The organism is Thioclava sp. L04-15 (assembly GCF_002020275.1).
Classification (GTDB): domain Bacteria; phylum Pseudomonadota; class Alphaproteobacteria; order Rhodobacterales; family Rhodobacteraceae; genus Thioclava; species Thioclava marina.
Window position 1 is genome coordinate 96695 of the sequence record NZ_MPZW01000003.1, and the last position, 16425, is coordinate 113119.

The window sequence follows — 16425 nt, forward strand, 5'->3', positions numbered from 1 at the left end:
ATGTCGCTCAATCGTCGCCTTCGTAGAGCGAGATCGGCTGGCCCGGCATGATCGTGGAGATCGCATGCTTGTAGACCAGCTGCGATTGCCCGTCACGACGCAACAACACGCAGAAGTTGTCAAACCAGGTGATAACGCCTTGCAGCTTCACCCCGTTGATGAGGAAGATCGTGACGGGAACCTTTGTCTTGCGCACATGGTTGAGGAATGCGTCTTGCAGGTTCTGTTTGTCGCCAGCCATTTTATTTTTGCCCTTATTCTTGTCGCGCGTCCCGGGCGGCCCCACACGGCCAGCCCTCTTGCTGACAAGTATGCAGCGCCGCGCGGGAGATTCCAGCCCCAAAAACATATTGTTAGGCACAAGGCGGCTTTTTGCGCACGATCTGGAAACTTATTTGCCCTCGATCCGGAACCTTACGAGCGCCAGAATTCGGGATTGAACAGCGCGATGATGGCGAGAGTCTCGAGCCGCCCGAGCACCATCGCCAGTGCGAAGATCGCCTTGATCGGGTCGCTCAGATGGGCCCAGCTCAGGGGCACATCCGCCGCGATCCCGGCAAGCGGCCCGGTATTCGAGAGCGCCGCGATCGTGAGGATCGTCGCGGGCTCGAAGGACAACCCGAAGAGCGAGACCGCCATCATCACCGCCGCGATCGAAATCGCGAAAAGCATGAAGAAAATCCAGCTGATATAGGCGCCCTCCCGGCGCAGTCTGCGCGCCATCGAACCGCCACCCGCGATCGAATTGGGGTAGATCAGCTTGTCGAGTTCGCGCTCGCCATGGCGCAAGAGCGCATAGACCCGCAACAGGCGCACACCGCCCGCCGTGGTGGCGACCCCCCCGCCGATGATCGCGAGCCCCGCGAGGATCAGCCCCGGCGTGCTCAGCCCCGACCAGTCGCGCGCATCGTGCCAGGCGCTCGATTCGAAACCTGTGGTGGTCAGGAAGGACAGCGAGGTGAAAAGCGAGCCCCAGATCGAGTTGAAGATCGCCCCGAAATCGGCGGGCATGCGCACTTCGAGCGCCGCGATCCAGTGGCGCACGAACAGGAAGGCCGGCACGATCAGCACCAGCGCCGCAGCGAGGCGCAATTCGGGATCATTGCCAAGCCGCTCGGAGGCGCGCAGTTCCCCCCCGCCGGGCCAAAGCCTGCGCGAGAGCGCGGGCAGAAGGAAGACGAAGATCAGCGCCTCACCCGCGAGCCCGGAGCCGGTGCCCTGCATCCCGCCCACCGGCGAGATGCCCGAGGTCGACAGCGTCGACATCGCATGGATCAGCGCCACCAGCGGCTCGTCGCCCGCCATCAGCAAGACCACCCAGAGCAGGATCGTCAGCCCGGCATAGATCGGCGCGATGGTCACGGCGTAATGCGCGATGCGCTCGGACGTCTCGGCGCCCCCGTCGGCGGCGGGGGCCGCGGCGCTCGGGGCGCCCGAGGGCCCGCCCGAGAAGAAGACCTCGAAGCCCCCAAGACGCATCGGCGCGAGCACCGCGATCGCCATCACGAGGATAAAGAAGCCCCCCATCCACGCGACCAGCCCGCGCCACAGATGCACCGATCCGATCAGCCGCTCGGGCTCGTAGAGTGTCCCGCCCGTGGTGGTGAAGGACGAGACCATCTCCCACCAGCTGTTGAAAAAGCTCGTATCTGGCACTGCCACGTCGAAGGGCACGGCCAGCATCGCGGGCAGGATGGTGAAGGCGCCCAGCATCGTCAGCAGGCTCGCCCGCCCCGCCCGGCGCGGGCGCGGGTTGGCGGCATTGGCCAGCGCCACCAGCGCGGTGAGGAACAAAAACAGCGTGCCCGAATAAAAGAACGAGCGCGCGGTGTGGTGGTGATGGGTAATCAGCGCATGGGTCGCAGGCAGATACATCGCCAGCGCCGAGGCCCCCATCAGAAGGATCGGCAGCGGCAAGGCCCGGATCGCGCGCTCCATCGCCCGCCCGCTCTCAGAAGAAGTCGATGGAGACCTGCAACAGGCGCTCCACCTCTGGAACATCGGGGGTCAGCGCGAAGAGCACGACGATATCGCCCTCTTCGATGCGGGTATTGCCAAGCGGCTTGACGATCTTGTCGCCCTTGCGGATCGCGCCCAGCAGCACGCCTTCGGGGAAATCCACCTCGCGCACCGCCTTGCCCGACATCGGAGAAGTGCCCATGACCTGCGCCTCGATCACCTCGGCCTCGGCATCCCCGATCGAGTAGATCGCACGCACCCGGCCGTGGCGGATGTGGCGCAGGATCGAGGACACGGTGGTCGCACGCGGGTTGATATAGGCGTCGATATCAAGCGCCGAGAGCAAGGGCGCAAGCGTCGGGTCGTTGATCAGACAGATCGCCATCTTGCAGCCCGCCTGCTTGGCGCGCACCGAGACGAGGATATTGGTCTTGTCGTCATCGGTGACGGCCAGCACCGCATCGGCGCTTTCGATATTGGCTTCCTCGAGCAGTTCCGCGCTCATCCCGTCGCCATTGAGCACGATCGTGCGGTCGAGCGCATCGGCCGCGCGTTCGGCCTGGGCACGGTTGCGCTCGATGATCTTCGCGCGTACCCGGTCGGTGCGCGCCTCGAGCGCGCGCGCGACGCCAAGCCCCACATTGCCGCCGCCGATGATCACCACGCGCTCCTGCTTGCGGGTCGCCTTGCCGAAGATGTCGAGCGTGCGGGTCACGTCATCGATATGGGCGAAGACGTAGATCTGATCGCCGGCAAAGAGCTGATCGCCCGGCTCGGGCGCGAACAGCCGGCCCTCGCGGCGGATACCCACCACGAGCGCGCGCAGGGTCGAGAACAGGTCGGTGAGCTGGCGCAGCGGCGTGTCGAGTACCGGGCAATCAGCATCGAGCTCCATCCCCAGAAGCTGCAATTTTTCGTCGAGGAAGCTCTCGGTATCGAAGGTCGAGGGGGCCGCGAGACGCTGGAGTGCGGCCTCGGCCACTTCGCGCTCGGGGCTGATCACCACGTCGATCGGCAGGTGATCGCGGCGATAGAGGTCGGAATATTGCGCCTGAAGATAGCTCTGCGCCCGGATCCGGGCGATCTTGCGCGTGATCCCGAAGACCGACATCGCGACCTGACAGGTCACCATGTTGACCTCGTCGGAATGGGTCGCGGCGATCATCAGGTCGCAATCGCGCGCGCCTGCCTGTTCGAGGATATCGGGATGGGAGGCAAAACCCACCACGCCCTGCACGTCGAGCGTATCGGCGGCGCGGCGCACGAGGTCGGGATTCGAATCGACCACCGTCACGTCGTTACGCTCGCCCGCGAGATGCCGTGCGATCTGCCAGCCGACCTGACCTGCCCCGCAGATGATGACCTTCATGGCAAATAACTCCGCGCCCCTTCTCTGGCCCTATCTAGGCCGCCTTGCCCGGAAGGGTCAAACGAGAAGCGTGCGCAGCCCTGCCGAGCGTGGATTTTACGTCACCCGCGCGCTGCCTCCGGCGGAGATATTTTCATCAAGAAGAAGGGGGCGGCGGGGCTGTCAGTTCCGGCGGTCCCGCGTCGCGTTCGCGGAGCGCGCAAAGGCAGGGATCCCGGAAAGGCGCGCAGTACCCCACAGGGATGCGCGGGTTTGGTGGAGGCCTTGAGAAGCCCTCTCCATCGATTTGTTTTCATTTCATTTTTCGCATCCGAAACAGATCCCCGAACGGCCGAGAAGAGCCGAACCTATAGTTTCTCATAGATTGCGCCGCGCCTGCACGGTGACGTGAAATACCCGTGATCGGTCCGAGGGGGTCGGGCCGAGACGACTCAAGGAAGCAGGGATTTTTCATGACTTACAAACTCGTGCTCGCGGCGTCTGCCGCCTGCCTCGCATTGGCCGCCTGCAACACCAGCAGCGGCTCTTCCAGCTCTCTGACATCGGCCCAGGCCCAGAATGTGGATGCCACCTACGCGGACTATCAGGACCGTATCGCCAATGAAGACCTGACCACGGTCACACCGCAGGGTCAGGCCACGATGTCGGGCTATATGGGTGTCGGCGGCATCAATCCCGAAGACGACACCACCGTCGCGCTTGGGGAGCTGACGATGAATGTCGACTTCGACGGAGGCACGCTCACCGGGACGGCCGACAATTTCGGCATCTATTCCGGCGATCCGCTCGTGAAGGATACAGGCGTGACCGGCTCGCTCGACGTGGCGGGCACGGTCACCGGATCGGGCCTTGATGCGAATGCCTCGGGGCACATGTCCGATGGCAGCGGCACCGGCGCCGATTTCGACCTTACCATGTCGGGCAGTTTCTACGACGACGCCGGCACGCTGACCACCGTCGGCGATCTCACCGGGACGATGGACGAGAGCGGGGATGTGACCAACGTTTCGGGCGGCTTCTACGCCACCGAGAACTGAGGCAGGCCCATTTCCGTCATCTTGGGACCGGGAGCCAAGCCCCCGGTCCTTCCCATCCGGCCAACCGATCCCGGCAGCGCGTGATGCGAAACTTCCTTCCGTTCAAGCGGCTCTGGCTCGCGCTCTCGATCTGCGCCGGGCTTGGAGCCGGTGTGCCGGCGCAGGCCGAGACCCGTCGCTCCGTCACCGATTGGGTCAGCATCGCCGACACGCAACTTTCGCTCGGCAAACCAGCCAAGGCGGTCGCGATCTTCGGTGAGATCGCGGCCCACCATCCCGATTACGCCCCGGCGCGGGAGGGATTGCGCCGCAGCCTCGACGCCTTCGGATCGGTCCGGCGCAGCGAGGCATTCCTGCGTTATGCACTCGCTGAAGACCCCGAGCGCACGCAGGCCCTGCTGGCCGCCTGGCAGGCGCTCGACCGCGACCATCCGTTGCGCCTCTCGGCCTCGGCCTCGATGCTGCCAAGCAACAATATCGATCATGTCGCCTCCGAGCGTTTCCTCGTGACCGATTTCGGCACCTTCCTGATCAACGATGGCGGGCAGGAAAGTTCGGGCGTGGGGCTGGGCTTCGATCTGGCGCTGGACTGGGTGATCCATCCCCGGCCCGGTCATCGGGTCCGGTTTCGTGCCGCCTATGCCGGTGCGTGGTTCGATCAACCGGATCTGCGCTATGGCGAGCCCTCGCTCGCATTGCGCTATGAACATCTCGGCGGCAGCGCGCCTTGGGCGCTGGAGGCGGAGCTGAGCGAACGGCGCTATGGCGGCGGTGCCTCGAAGGACGCACGCTCCGACGCATTCACCCGAAGCCTGAGCTTTTCCAAGGCCTGGCGTACGGGGCCGGGCGAGCGCGTGTTGCTCCAGATCGACGGCGCCTATCGCAGCTACACGACGACACCTTACCTCAACGGCCCGCGCTACGGTGTCGAGCTGGAGCACCGCACGCGGCTGGGCAAACGCGGGCGGCTGAGCTACGGGCTGAGTCTCGAACGCGCCCTGCCCCGCACCGGTTATCACCGCTACAGCGGCGCGCAGTTGCATGTCGGATTCGATCGCCCTTTCCTGAAAGGTGTGCGCGGCGGGATCACGCTGGGGCTTGGCGAACGCCGTTACGACGCCGACTTCCCGGTCGTGGGTGAACGGCGGCGGGATCGGACGGTGAGCCTTGGGCTGAGCGCGGAGCTGGGGCAGGTGAAATTCTTGGGGCAAGCGCCGAAGATCAGCTGCACGGCGCGGAGCACGCGATCGAATATTGCCCTCTACACGACCAGCTCGATTGATTGCGCATTGTCCCTCAAGCTTGAATTCTGAAGAAAATCAGGCATCTTCAATGTCGGTTATACAAGTTTCTTCCGTTCGTTTTCACTCTGTCTCGTGGCGTGACCGCAAGACCCTTCCACCGATCGGATTAGTGGCTTCATGATCCGGATATCGCGACGCCCCAAATTCGCGGGACGCAGGCGCCCGTCTCATTCCCGCATGTGCGCTCCATGAACTCGTCCGATGAATAAGCTCCTATCGCATCACGACATTTACGACGCGGCGCTCGACGACACCCTCTTCAACCTGCTTCCCAGCATGCTGGCGCGCGAGATCGACGTTCCCTCGGCGCTGTTCATCTGGCTCCATCCGGGCGATTACCGAGAGATCACCGCCGGGACACAGGCGCAGGCCAATCTCGATTACAACCAGTTCGAGGGCCACGACCCCTGGCTGGCGCAGGGCACGCCCGACAAGATCGGCACGGGAGCGTTCAGATTGTCGAGCGCCGTGAGCCCGCAAGATCTCGAACGAAGCGAGATGTATAACGAGTTCATCTTGAAGAACCGTCTGGATCGGTACTGGTGTCTCGGCCTGATCCAGGACACGCGCGACGGTCTGGTGGCCACAGCCTTCCACAAGGGCAAGAACGCAGAGGATTTCACCGATCAGGAGACCGCGACGATCAATGCGCATGTGGCCGATCTCGGACGTTTGCACACGATCCGGCGCGAATTGCACCGATCCAGCATTCACGACGTCACCGCCGCCGATCACACCCTGCTCGATGATGCACCGATCTTCGAGCTCGATCACGAGGGACGCCTGTTGCGGATGAACGGCATGGCCGAGATGCTGGTCATGCTGCATCCGCTGCTCGTGCTCAGTTTCAGGCGCGAACTGGTGTTCCGAGGGCCAATGCATTCGGCGTTCCGCCACGCGATCGCCAAGGCAGCCAAGGCCCCCAAACGCGAGGCGGGCCTGTTCGATCTGCCCCAGATCCGCGCGACGGACGGTCGGATGATTCCGCGCCTTCGCCTGAACCTGCTGCCGCGCACCGCTGGTGGGCGCCGGGTGTTGGTGATCGTGACGACCGAGGAAGAGACGGGCTTGCGACAGATGATCGACGCCCCGCGCGAGCACATCGCGCTCACCCCGCGCGAACGCGATGTGCTTCACGGGCTGATCTGCGGCCGCAGGCGCGACCAACTGGCCCATGACCTCGATCTCGCGATCCCGACCGTCGATCTGCACAGCGCCAACCTGCGGCGCAAGCTCGGTGCGAGAACGATCGCCGAAGCGGTCGCGATCGCCCTGAAACTCGGACTGCTCTGAGCACCCAGGCGCAAGAAAAAGCGCGCCGCATGGCCAGGCCATGGGCGCGCAGGTCGGGATGCGGGACAGCTGACCTTTCGGCCCTGCCCCGGCGCTTTATTTCACGATCGTCTCCGGCCCCATCGCCATCGTCGGCAGCCAGGTCGAGAGGAACGGCACATAGGTTATCAGGATCAGGAAGACGAAGAGCACCGCAAGGAACGGCGCGGCCGCCTTCACGACCCGCATGATCGGCATCCCCGCCACCCCGGAGGTCACGAAGAGGTTCAGACCCACCGGCGGCGTGATCATCCCGATCTCCATGTTTACCACCATGATGATACCCAGATGGATCGGGTCGATCCCCAGCTCCATCGCGATCGGAAACACCAGCGGCGCGACGATCAGGATCAACCCCGAGGGCTCCATGAACTGCCCGCCGATCAGCAGGATCACGTTGACGATCACGAGGAACATGATCTTGCCGAGCCCCGCGCCGATCATCGCCTCTGTGATCTTCTGCGGGATTTGCTCGTCGGTGAGCACGTGCTTGAGGATCAGTGCGTTGGCGATGATGAACATCAGCGTGATCGTCAGCTTGCCCGCCTCGAACAGCGTGTCGCGGGTGGCCTTGTGCCAGAACACCTCAAGGATCGCCTGCGGCCGTTGCAGCAGCGAGAGCTTCGTCTCGCCCTGATCGAGCGGCCCCATGTCGCGATAGATGAAATTCGCCACGATCCAGGCATAGACGGCGGCGACGGCCGCGGCCTCGGTCGGGGTGAAGATACCGCCGGTGATGCCGGGGATGCCGTAGAGGCCGACCATGATGATCACGATCAGCATCAGCCCCCAGAACGCATCGCGGAAGCTTGCCCAGACCTCGCCCCAGCCCAGCCAGTCGCCTTTGGGCAGGTTGCGGCGGATCGCGATGAAGAGGATCGTCGCCATCAGCATCAGGCCGGCGAGAATGCCGGGGATGACGCCCGCGAGGAACATCCGGCCGACCGAGACATCGGTCGCCGAGGCGTAGACCACCATCACGATCGAGGGCGGGATCAGGATGCCGAGCGTCCCGGCGTTACAGATCACGCCAGCGGCGAAATCCTTCGAATAGCCGACCTGCCGCATCGCCGCGATCACGATCGAGCCGATGGCGACCACCGTCGCGGGGCTCGAGCCCGACAGCGCCGCGAAGAGCATGCAGGCAAAGACGCCCGCGATCGCCAGACCGCCCGGGAAATGCCCCACCACGGCGATAGCGAAGCGGATGATGCGCTTGGCCACGCCGCCCGTCGACATGAAGGACGAGGCGAGGATGAAGAACGGGATCGCCAGCAGCGTCGCGTGATTGTCCATCGCATCATAAAGCGACTGCGCGATCGAGGCGAGCGAGGCATCCGAGAAGATCAGCAGAAACAGCGTCGAGGCGAGGCCCAGCGAGACCGCGATCGGCACGCCGACCAGCATGAAGCCGACCACCATCAGAAAGAGGAAAAGGATATCCATGCCTCAGTCGTCCTTGTTCATATGGGCCACATCGGCCACCTGGTCCTCGGCCTCGTGGCTCACGATCAGCGCCGAGCGCTTGCCGAGCGCGATGCCGATCCCCGCCTGCATGAAGCGGATCAGCAGCAGGCCGACCCCGAAGGGCAGGATGAAATAGGGGATGAAACGGGGCAGCTTGTCATAGGCCTCGCCTTGATTGACGAGGTTGCCCAGCCAGACCGCGAGCCCATGCGCCATCGGCACCTGGTCGGTCTCGTAGAAGGCACGGTCGCGGGTCTGGATGAAGCCGGTCGGGAACCAGCGCCCGCCCGTCTGCTCGAGCCCCGCGAAGGGCGCCCAGTAATCCCATGCGCCTTTCATCAGCAAAGCCGCGTACAGGATGCACAAAGCCGCCGCCAGCAGGCCCATGACCCGGCGCGGCCCCGGGCGCATCATGTTGATCACCGCGTCCACGCCCAGATGCGCGGTGACCTTCACCGCGTAGGACATGCCCAGAAGAACCAGCCAGGCAAAGAGGATCAGCGTCACCTCCAGCCCCCAGATCAGCGAGGAGTTGAAGACATAGCGCAGCACCACATTGACGAATGTGACCAGGGTCATCACGCCGAGGATCAGCGCGATCAGGGTCTCTTCGGCATGGTGGATGGCGCGCGCGAGGGCGGAGCGCGGCTCGTAACGCTGCGACATGAGGCTCTCCTTGCTTGGCGGAGTAATGGGCGCGCGCGATGTGGGGGGGCCGCGCGCGCCGGGGAACGGGCAAGACCCTGCGAGGCCTGCCCGTTCGGGGTTCCGATCAGTGCTTGGCGTTGATCGCCTGGGCCGCGTCGATGTTTTCCTGGCCCACGTCGTCCTTGAACTGATCCCAGACCGGCTTCATCACATCGACCCATTGCTGACGCTGCTCGGGGGTCAGTTCGCGGATCACGCCGCCGGCGTCGATGATCGACTGCTTCGAGTTCGCTTCGACCTCGTTGATCGCAGCGTTACGCTCGACGGTGACCTCATGCAGGATAGTCGCGATCTGATCGCGGATCGCCGGGTCGAGGCTTTCCCACCAGTCGACCGAGGTCACGACCATGTAGTCGAGCAGGCCGTGGTTGGTCTCGGTGGTGCCGTCCTGAACTTCGTAGAACTTCTGGCCGTAGATGTTCGACCAGGTGTTCTCCTGCCCGTCGACGACGCCCGTCTGAAGCGCACCATAGACTTCCGAGAAGGCCATCGGCTGCGGCGAGGCGTCAAGCGCCTTCATCTGGGCGATCAGCACGTCGGAGGGCTGGACGCGGAATTTCAGACCCGCAGCATCGCCCGGCACCAGCAGAGGCTTGTTGGCCGAGAACTGCTTCAGGCCCGAATGCCAGAACTCGAGCCCCTGCAGACCGCGACGCACCATCGCGTTCTTCATGCCCTGACCGATTTCCGAATTCTGGAACTCGTCCACGGCATCCATGTTCTTGAACATGAAGGGCAGGTCGAAGATGCGGTAAGTCTTGGTGAAGGTCTCGAATTTCGACAGCGACGGCGCCGCCATCTGAACGTCGCCCTGAAGCATCGCCTCGAGAACCTGGTCATCGTTGTAGAGCGTCGAGTTCGGGTAGACCTCGACACAAGCCTTGCCGTCCATCTCGGCGTTCACGCGCTTGGCGAACAGCGATGCGGCGATCCCTTTGGGGTGCTTGTCGGTATTGGTGACGTGGCTGAACTTGATGACCATTTCGCCATCGTCGCAGCCTTCCGGATTGGCCATGGCGATACCGGCCGAAGCCACGAGGGCGAGCGCCGAAATGGCGGCGGTGAATTTCTTCATGTTTTCCTCCCGAAAATCAGTCCGTGCCGGTCCTCCCCGGCATTGGCGCCAGCAAAAAGCCGCCGGCGCATGGGATCAACAATTTCGTGAAAGCATTGTGACGCAGGTCATTTTATTACTCGTTTCAATGACCTGCAGACCGAGGCTAACAACTCCCCGCTGCGTGCATGTGCGGAATTCCGCACATCCAACCACCGCCCGATGCGAGATTTCGCCACGAGTCACCTCGCATGGCGCGGCGCCTAGCCGCGGTAATCCTCGGGGCGCAAACCATGCCGCGTGAGCTTGTCATAGAAGGTCTTGCGCGGCAGGCGCAGCGCGGCCGCCGCCTCGGTCGCATTGCCCTTCGCGCGCGCCAGCGCCTCGGCCAGCAGCGACTTCTCGACCGCGGCCATCCTCTCGGCGAGGCCCAGCTCGGCCGCCGGTTCGGTCTCCGCATCCAGCCCCATCGCGAAACGCATGGCTTCGGACATCAGCGCGCGGGCATTGCCGGGCCAGTCGCGCGCCATCAGCTGCGCGGTCAGTTCCGGTGGAATGTCAGGCACCCGCAGGTTCGCCTGCTCGCAGGCGGTCGCGACGTAGTGCCGAAAGAGCGCCGGGATGTCCTCGGGTCGCTCCGAGAGCGAGGGAATGCGCACCTTGAGCGCCTCCAGCCGCCAATAGAGATCGGGATGGAACCGCCCCGCGCGCGCCTCGCCCGGAAGATCGCGATAGGTCCCCGCGATGAGGCGCGTGGCGGGGCGGGTCTCCAGCAGTTCGATCAGCGCGAATTGCGCGGGCTGCGGAAGGTCGGCCACCTCGTCGAGATATAGGGTTCCCCCCTCGGCCTGCGCAAAACCCGCCTCGAGCCCCGCGACGTCCAACCCCGCCGCGGCGAGCTTGACGAAGGGTCGCCGCGCGCTGGTCGAGAGCAGGTGGATCACCTCAGCAAGCTTCGAATTGCCCGCCCCGGGCGCTCCGGTGATCAGCACCTCCGCCCCCGAACGCGCCGCACGACGGGCCGCCTCGCGCAATCCCTCGGCCACCGGCGAGTCGCCTACGAGAATTCGCGACGCCGCATCGCCGCGCTTGCCGGCCGCGCGCGAAAACCGCGCCTCCATCACGCGTGCACGGGTTTCAAGCGCCTTCTCGACCACGGCCAGCAAATCTTTGCCCGAACATGGTTTTTCAAGAAAATCAAAGGCCCCCCCCGCCATTGCGCGCACCGCCATGGGCACGTCGGCCTCGCCGGTCAGCAATACCACAGGCAGCTCGGGATCGGCCTTCTGCACGAGATCGAGGAGCGCGAACCCGTCCTTGCCCGGCATCCGGATATCGGTGACCACCACGCCCTCGAACTCGGTCGAGATATGGTCCTTGGCCTCGATATAGCTGCCTGCCAGCGTGGGGCGCAGTCCCGCAAGCTCGAGGGTCTGGCCCAACGCCTCGCGCACCGCCCGATCGTCATCGACAAAGAGAACCCGCCGCATCATGCCCTGACCTCGTGTCGCATCGCCTCGCGCTCGACGGCTTCGCGCAGATCGACCGTGAAGATCGCCCCGCCCTCGGGCGCATTCTCGCCGCGCAGATTGCCGCCAAAGCCCTGCACCAGCCCATAGGAGATCGACAGGCCGAGGCCAAGCCCCTCGGCCGAGCCTGCCTCCTTGGTCGAATAGAACGGATCGAAGATGCGTTCGGGATCGACGATGCCCGGGCCGGTGTCGCGCAGGGTGAGGCGGATCATGCCGCCCTCACGCGACAGGCGGATCGTGATGCGCCGCATGGGCTGGTCTTCCATCGCCTCGATCGCATTGGAGAGCAGGTTGATCACGACCTGGCTCAGGCGCACCTCGCCCCCCATCACGATCGCAGGGAAATCGGGGCGTTGCCAGTCGACGCTGACACCCGATTTGATTAGTCGCTGATCGAGCATCTCCAGCGCGCTTTCGACCACCGCCGCGAGCCCCACGCGGCTCGCCGGTTCGCTTTCCTGCCGCGCAAAGGCGCGCAGGTTGCGAATGATGCGCCCCATCCGATGCGCCATCGCGCCGATCTTGCCCAGCGTCTCGCCCGCCTCCTCGGATCGGCCCCGGCTCAGCAGCAGCTCGGCATTCTCGGCATAAGAAGAGATCGCCATCAGCGGCTGGTTCAATTCGTGACTGATCCCCGCCGACATCTGCCCGAGCGCCGAAAGCTTGCCCGCCTGAACGAGTTCGGCCTGCGTGCGCCGCAACTCCTCGTTGGCACTCGAGAGCTCCGCCGTTCGCTCCGCGACGCGAGCCTCCAGCGCGGCATTGGCCTCGGCCAGCGCGCGACGGCGCTCCCAGAGCGCGAAGATCACCGCACCGACCGCGAGGAGCCCCGCGGCCGTGGACAGCGCCGCAAGCCGCGCCGAGCGCAACACCGGATCGGCCGCGGCAAGCGCATGGCCTTCCATCCCGATCACCGGCAGATCGCGCGAAACCTCCAGCGCGGGACCAGCGAGCGAACCCGCCCCCGAGACCAGTTCGCGCCCCCCGAGATCGCGCCGGTGAAGCTGGATCACCCCGGCGATCGACCCGGCCGGATACAGCGCCGCATCGGGCGCCGCGCCACGCTCGGTCAGCAGCACCAGATCGGTACGGTTGGCGAGAAAGCTCACCCCCTCCGCATCGGTGAACCAGACCGGGACCGGGTTGCCGCGCCCTTCGGCTTCGACATCCTCGGCCGAAAGCCGTAGCAGGACGATGCCATCCACCGCCCCCGATGCCCCGAAGACCGGCGCGGCAAAGGTGAAAAGCCGCGCGCCCGTCGCCGGGTCGACGAAATGATCCGATCCGGTCGCGCCCTGCGCCGCACGCGCCAATGCCCGGCTCATCACGATCCGTTCGGAGGCGTCCACCGGACCGGCGAGAACCGCGCCATCGGGCGCGATCAGCCAGATGTCGCGTGCACCCGCATGATCGGCAAGCCGTTGCAGCGTCAGGCTTACCGCCGCATCGCGCCAGTCGCCCGCCGCGCGCCCCTCCCGCGCAAAGCTCTCGGCCAGCGCCACCACCTCGGGATGATCCGCTGCCAGAACCGCGACCTCGCGGAATTGCAAGAGCGCCGCCACCAAGCGGTCGGAGGCCAGCCGCAGGTCGGACGCGCCCTGCGTCGCGATCCGCGCCAGTCCGTCGCGCGCCGAGACGCGCCAGACCCCGATCGAAGCGGTCAGCGTCAGACCGATCCAGATGATCAAAATGGCAACGCGCCCCAGCATCGCGACCCTCCTGCCCTTTCGTGAGGCTTCGCGCGATCCGATGCAAGCCAAGCCTTGCATCACGCGCCGCCATCGGGCCAACTGCACCTGCCAAGACCGGAGCGTGCATGCAGATCCTCTCCCAATCCCCGCTCGATCACGATTTCGTCCAGAATCCCTACCCGTTCTATGACCGCGTCCGCCAGGGCGGGCCTTTCGTCGTCTGGCCTGAATACGGGTGCCGGGTCACCGCGCGCGCCGCGATCGTGGGCATGGCCCTGCGCGATCGCCGCATGGGACGCGAGGCGCCGTCCGATCAGGCGGTCGACATTCCGAGCCATCTCGAACCTTTCTACGCCATCGAGCGCCATTCGATGCTCGAACTGGAGGCCCCGCGCCACACGCGGCTGCGCAAGCTGGTCGCCAAGGCCTTCACGTCGGGCAGGATCGCGGCGATGGAAGAGCAGATCGTGGCGCTCTCAAACCGGCTGATCGACGCGATGCCCGAAGGTGGCTGCGATCTGCTGGAGCATTTCGTCAAACCCCTGCCGGTGATCGTGATCTCACGGCTTCTCGGCGTGCCGGAAACGGATGGCCCGCAGCTTCTCGCCTGGTCGAACGCGATGGTGCAGATGTATCAGGCGCGCCGCGATGTCAGCCTCGAGGAAGAGGCCGCGAAGGCGTCGGCGGAGTTTGCCGCCTATCTTGGCGCGCTGATCGAAGCGCGGCGCAAATCGCCCGGCGATGACCTGATCTCGGACCTGATCGCGGTCGAAGAAGAGGGCACGCATCTGAGCCGCGATGAGCTGATCTCCACGGTGATCTTGCTCCTGAACGCAGGCCATGAAGCGACCGTGCACATGATCGGAAACGGGGTGAAAACCCTGATCGAACAGAGCGTCGCGCCGCACTGGCTGGAGCGTGAGCGGATCGAGGGCACGATCGAAGAACTCTTGCGCTTCGATCCGCCGCTCCATCTTTTCACCCGCTGGCTTTACGAGGACATGGAGTTTCAGGGACAGGTTCTGAGAAAGGGAGAGCGGGTCGGCCTGCTGCTCGCAGGGGCAAACCGCGATCCCTCCGCCTGGGACGATCCGAGCGTCCTCGACGCCTCCCGCCCGGTACGCACCAATTTCAGCTTCGGCGCGGGGGCGCATTTCTGCATCGGCGCACCGCTTGCGCGGCTCGAACTGCGCATCGCAATCCCGATGCTGTTTGCGCGCCTGCGCGATCTGTCCCTCCCGCGCCGCCCCTATTATGCCGATCTCTACCATTTCCACGGGTTGGAGCGGCTTGAAGTCAGCTATTCCAAGGCCTGAACCTTCGAACGCCTAGAGCGGCAATTCGGTGGTGAATTTCAACTCCTCCATCGAGAGGAGCGCGGTGACGTTGTGGATTTTCACCTCGGCGATCAGTGCCTGGTAGAAACGATCATAGGCACGCGCATTCTCGACGCGGACCTTGAGGATGTAGTCGATATCCCCCGCAAGCCGGTGCGCCTCCATCACTTCCGGGCGCGCGCGCAGCGTGGCGAGGAATTTCTCCTGCCACGCCGCCTCATGTTCCGAGGTGCGGATCAGGACGAAGAAACAGGCATCGAAGCCCAGCGCCTCGGGGTCGAGCAACACGGTCTGTTTTCCGATCACCCCCGCATCGCGCAGCTTGCGAATCCGGTTCCAGACCGGGGTCTTGGACGATCCCACTTTCTTCGCGATCTCGTCGAGCGACTGGCTCGCATCCGCCTGAAGCTCGCTGAGGATTTTCCGATCCAGTTCGTCGATCCGCGCCACCATTCTTCCGTCCTCGCATGTTTTGGGATTCTGTCGTCCCGGCCTTAGCCATAAGGAACAAATGTCCTTATTTGCAAGCCCATATGGCGCAATCATGGGATATTTTTCTATATTTACGCCAGTAAATGCGGAAACGGAGCGCATCATGGTGGAACAGAGAAAACAGGGCGAGGTCATCCTTGCCGGGGCCGGTCCGGGCGACCCGGACCTTCTGACCGTGGCTGTCCTGCGCGAAATGAGCCGTGCCGACGTTATCCTGCACGATACGCTGGTCAGCCCCGAGGTGCTCGCGCTCGCGGGCCCGCAGGCGCGACTGATCGAAACTGGCAAGACCGGCTTCGGCCCCTCGATGAAACAAGAAAACATCTCGGAGATGATCATCTTTTTCGCGCAACGCGGCTATCGCGTGCTGCGCTTGAAATCGGGCGACCCCGGCGTGTTCGGACGGCTGGGCGAGGAACTCGACGCGCTCGACGCGGCGGGCATCGCCTGGCGCGTCCTTCCCGGCATCACCGCCGCCTCCGCCGCCGCCGCCTCGCTGGGCCAAAGCCTGACCGAGCGCGGCCGCAATCGCGAGCTGCGCCTGATCACCGGCCATGACGCGCAAGGTCTGGCCGAACAGGATTGGGCCGCCCTCGCGCGTCCCGGCGCCGTGGCCGCGATCTACATGGGAAAGCGCGCCGCGCGCTTTGTGCAGGGCCGCCTGATGATGCATGGCGCCGCGCCTGCAACCCCCGCCTGCGTGGTCGAGAACGCCTCGCGCGCCGATCAGGTGATCCGCGCCGCGACGCTTGCCACCCTGCCTCAAATCGCCGCCGAGGCCACCGGCCCCGCCGTCATCCTTCTCGGCCTCGCTCCACGCGACGCCCGCATCGCCCTCAAGGAGGCCGCGCTATGAGCAAGAAATTCACCCCCGGCGTGATCAGCGCCAATGATCTGCGCGAAGGCCATGTCGTCTATATGAACGACGCGGGCCAATGGGTGCTGCGACTGAAGGACGCCGCCTTCCTCGATGACCCGTTGATTGCCGAGATGTGGCTCGATATCGCGAACGCCCAGACCGAGAAGGTCGTGGGCGCCTATCTCGCGCCTGCCACGCTTGGCCCCAATGGCCCCGAGCCCGCGCATTTCCGCGAGGCCTTCCGCGCCACCGGCCCCTCCATCGAGCTTCCCGGGATCTGATCC

Annotated in this window: 15 protein-coding genes; 6 read left to right on the plus strand and 9 right to left on the minus strand. The window is 64.8% G+C overall.

All coding sequences use genetic code 11. From position 1 onward, the window contains the following. Positions 1-7: 7 nt before the first annotated feature. From hfq to trkA, 3 genes are all read right to left on the minus strand, one after another. Positions 8-241 (minus strand): RNA chaperone Hfq, encoded by a 234-nt coding sequence (hfq, locus tag BMI90_RS08835; RefSeq protein WP_038060695.1) that lies wholly within the window; start codon positions 239-241, stop codon positions 8-10. A gap of 173 nt (positions 242-414) precedes the next feature. Further along, on the minus strand, positions 415-1938 hold the full coding sequence (locus BMI90_RS08840) for a potassium transporter TrkG (RefSeq protein WP_078528409.1): 1524 nt from the start codon (positions 1936-1938) through the stop codon (positions 415-417). Between the two features lie 13 nt (positions 1939-1951). Next, positions 1952-3328 (minus strand): Trk system potassium transporter TrkA, encoded by a 1377-nt coding sequence (trkA, locus tag BMI90_RS08845; RefSeq protein ID WP_078528412.1) that lies wholly within the window; start codon positions 3326-3328, stop codon positions 1952-1954. Positions 3329-3780: 452 nt separating this feature from the next. Here trkA and BMI90_RS08850 point away from each other — a divergent pair, with 452 nt between their 5' ends. The 3 genes from BMI90_RS08850 to BMI90_RS08860 all read left to right on the plus strand — a co-directional run bounded on the left by BMI90_RS08850 (position 3781) and on the right by BMI90_RS08860 (position 6962). Next, entirely contained in the window at positions 3781-4365 is a 585-nt protein-coding gene (locus tag BMI90_RS08850) for a hypothetical protein (RefSeq protein WP_078528415.1), read from the plus strand. Positions 4366-4448: 83 nt separating this feature from the next. Next, positions 4449-5678, plus strand: a complete 1230-nt coding sequence (locus BMI90_RS08855; RefSeq protein WP_078528418.1) for a surface lipoprotein assembly modifier — start codon at positions 4449-4451, stop codon at positions 5676-5678. Between the two features lie 192 nt (positions 5679-5870). Continuing rightward, entirely contained in the window at positions 5871-6962 is a 1092-nt protein-coding gene (locus BMI90_RS08860) for a LuxR C-terminal-related transcriptional regulator (RefSeq protein WP_078528421.1), read from the plus strand. 96 nt (positions 6963-7058) lie between these two features. On the opposite strand, the gene BMI90_RS08865 is transcribed toward BMI90_RS08860, so the two are convergent. The 5 genes from BMI90_RS08865 to BMI90_RS08885 all read right to left on the minus strand — a co-directional run bounded on the left by BMI90_RS08865 (position 7059) and on the right by BMI90_RS08885 (position 13471). Beyond that, on the minus strand, positions 7059-8447 hold the full coding sequence (locus BMI90_RS08865) for a TRAP transporter large permease subunit (RefSeq protein ID WP_078528424.1): 1389 nt from the start codon (positions 8445-8447) through the stop codon (positions 7059-7061). A 3-nt stretch (positions 8448-8450) separates the two neighbouring features. Continuing rightward, positions 8451-9134 (minus strand): TRAP transporter small permease, encoded by a 684-nt coding sequence (locus BMI90_RS08870; RefSeq protein WP_078528427.1) that lies wholly within the window; start codon positions 9132-9134, stop codon positions 8451-8453. A gap of 106 nt (positions 9135-9240) precedes the next feature. Beyond that, positions 9241-10251: a DctP family TRAP transporter solute-binding subunit gene (locus BMI90_RS08875; RefSeq protein WP_078528430.1), complete on the minus strand. Its 1011-nt coding sequence runs from the start codon at positions 10249-10251 to the stop codon at positions 9241-9243. 242 nt (positions 10252-10493) lie between these two features. After that, a complete protein-coding gene (locus tag BMI90_RS08880) occupies positions 10494-11723 on the minus strand; it encodes a sigma-54 dependent transcriptional regulator (RefSeq protein WP_078528433.1) in 1230 nt (409 codons plus the stop codon). Then, positions 11720-13471, minus strand: a complete 1752-nt coding sequence (locus tag BMI90_RS08885) for an ATP-binding protein (RefSeq protein WP_246831524.1) — start codon at positions 13469-13471, stop codon at positions 11720-11722. The genes BMI90_RS08880 and BMI90_RS08885 overlap by 4 nt, the downstream gene beginning before the upstream one ends. 107 nt (positions 13472-13578) lie before the next feature. Here BMI90_RS08885 and BMI90_RS08890 point away from each other — a divergent pair, with 107 nt between their 5' ends. Beyond that, on the plus strand, positions 13579-14769 hold the full coding sequence (locus BMI90_RS08890; protein WP_078528439.1) for a cytochrome P450: 1191 nt from the start codon (positions 13579-13581) through the stop codon (positions 14767-14769). Between the two features lie 12 nt (positions 14770-14781). Here the strand turns inward: BMI90_RS08890 and BMI90_RS08895 are convergent, their stop codons facing one another. Further along, the gene (locus tag BMI90_RS08895) at positions 14782-15243 is read right to left on the minus strand and encodes an Lrp/AsnC family transcriptional regulator (RefSeq protein WP_078528441.1); all 462 of its coding nucleotides are present in this window, start codon (positions 15241-15243) and stop codon (positions 14782-14784) included. Positions 15244-15385: 142 nt separating this feature from the next. Here BMI90_RS08895 and cobA point away from each other — a divergent pair, with 142 nt between their 5' ends. Beyond that, positions 15386-16138, plus strand: a complete 753-nt coding sequence (gene cobA / locus BMI90_RS08900; RefSeq protein WP_078528443.1) for a uroporphyrinogen-III C-methyltransferase — start codon at positions 15386-15388, stop codon at positions 16136-16138. Then, complete coding sequence (locus tag BMI90_RS08905) at positions 16135-16422, plus strand: DUF2849 domain-containing protein (protein ID WP_078528446.1); 288 nt, start codon at positions 16135-16137, stop codon at positions 16420-16422. The genes cobA and BMI90_RS08905 overlap by 4 nt, the downstream gene beginning before the upstream one ends. The last annotated feature ends 3 nt before the right edge of the window (positions 16423-16425 follow it).

Bases quoted from the DNA above. Each gene is read 5' to 3' on its own strand.
- trkA (WP_078528412.1), bottom strand. From the start codon at position 3,328: ATGAAGGTCATCATCTGCGGGGCAGGTCAGGTCGGCTGGCAGATCGCA.
- BMI90_RS08840 (WP_078528409.1), bottom strand. From the start codon at position 1,938: ATGGAGCGCGCGATCCGGGCCTTGCCGCTGCCGATCCTTCTGATGGGG.
- BMI90_RS08850 (WP_078528415.1), top strand. From the start codon at position 3,781: ATGACTTACAAACTCGTGCTCGCGGCGTCTGCCGCCTGCCTCGCATTG.
- BMI90_RS08860 (WP_078528421.1), top strand. From the start codon at position 5,871: ATGAATAAGCTCCTATCGCATCACGACATTTACGACGCGGCGCTCGAC.
- BMI90_RS08905 (WP_078528446.1), top strand. From the start codon at position 16,135: ATGAGCAAGAAATTCACCCCCGGCGTGATCAGCGCCAATGATCTGCGC.
- BMI90_RS08880 (WP_078528433.1), bottom strand. From the start codon at position 11,723: ATGATGCGGCGGGTTCTCTTTGTCGATGACGATCGGGCGGTGCGCGAG.
- BMI90_RS08855 (WP_078528418.1), top strand. From the start codon at position 4,449: ATGCGAAACTTCCTTCCGTTCAAGCGGCTCTGGCTCGCGCTCTCGATC.
- cobA (WP_078528443.1), top strand. From the start codon at position 15,386: ATGGTGGAACAGAGAAAACAGGGCGAGGTCATCCTTGCCGGGGCCGGT.
- BMI90_RS08885 (WP_246831524.1), bottom strand. From the start codon at position 13,471: ATGCTGGGGCGCGTTGCCATTTTGATCATCTGGATCGGTCTGACGCTG.
- BMI90_RS08870 (WP_078528427.1), bottom strand. From the start codon at position 9,134: ATGTCGCAGCGTTACGAGCCGCGCTCCGCCCTCGCGCGCGCCATCCAC.
- BMI90_RS08875 (WP_078528430.1), bottom strand. From the start codon at position 10,251: ATGAAGAAATTCACCGCCGCCATTTCGGCGCTCGCCCTCGTGGCTTCG.
- BMI90_RS08865 (WP_078528424.1), bottom strand. From the start codon at position 8,447: ATGGATATCCTTTTCCTCTTTCTGATGGTGGTCGGCTTCATGCTGGTC.
- BMI90_RS08895 (WP_078528441.1), bottom strand. From the start codon at position 15,243: ATGGTGGCGCGGATCGACGAACTGGATCGGAAAATCCTCAGCGAGCTT.
- hfq (WP_038060695.1), bottom strand. From the start codon at position 241: ATGGCTGGCGACAAACAGAACCTGCAAGACGCATTCCTCAACCATGTG.
- BMI90_RS08890 (WP_078528439.1), top strand. From the start codon at position 13,579: ATGCAGATCCTCTCCCAATCCCCGCTCGATCACGATTTCGTCCAGAAT.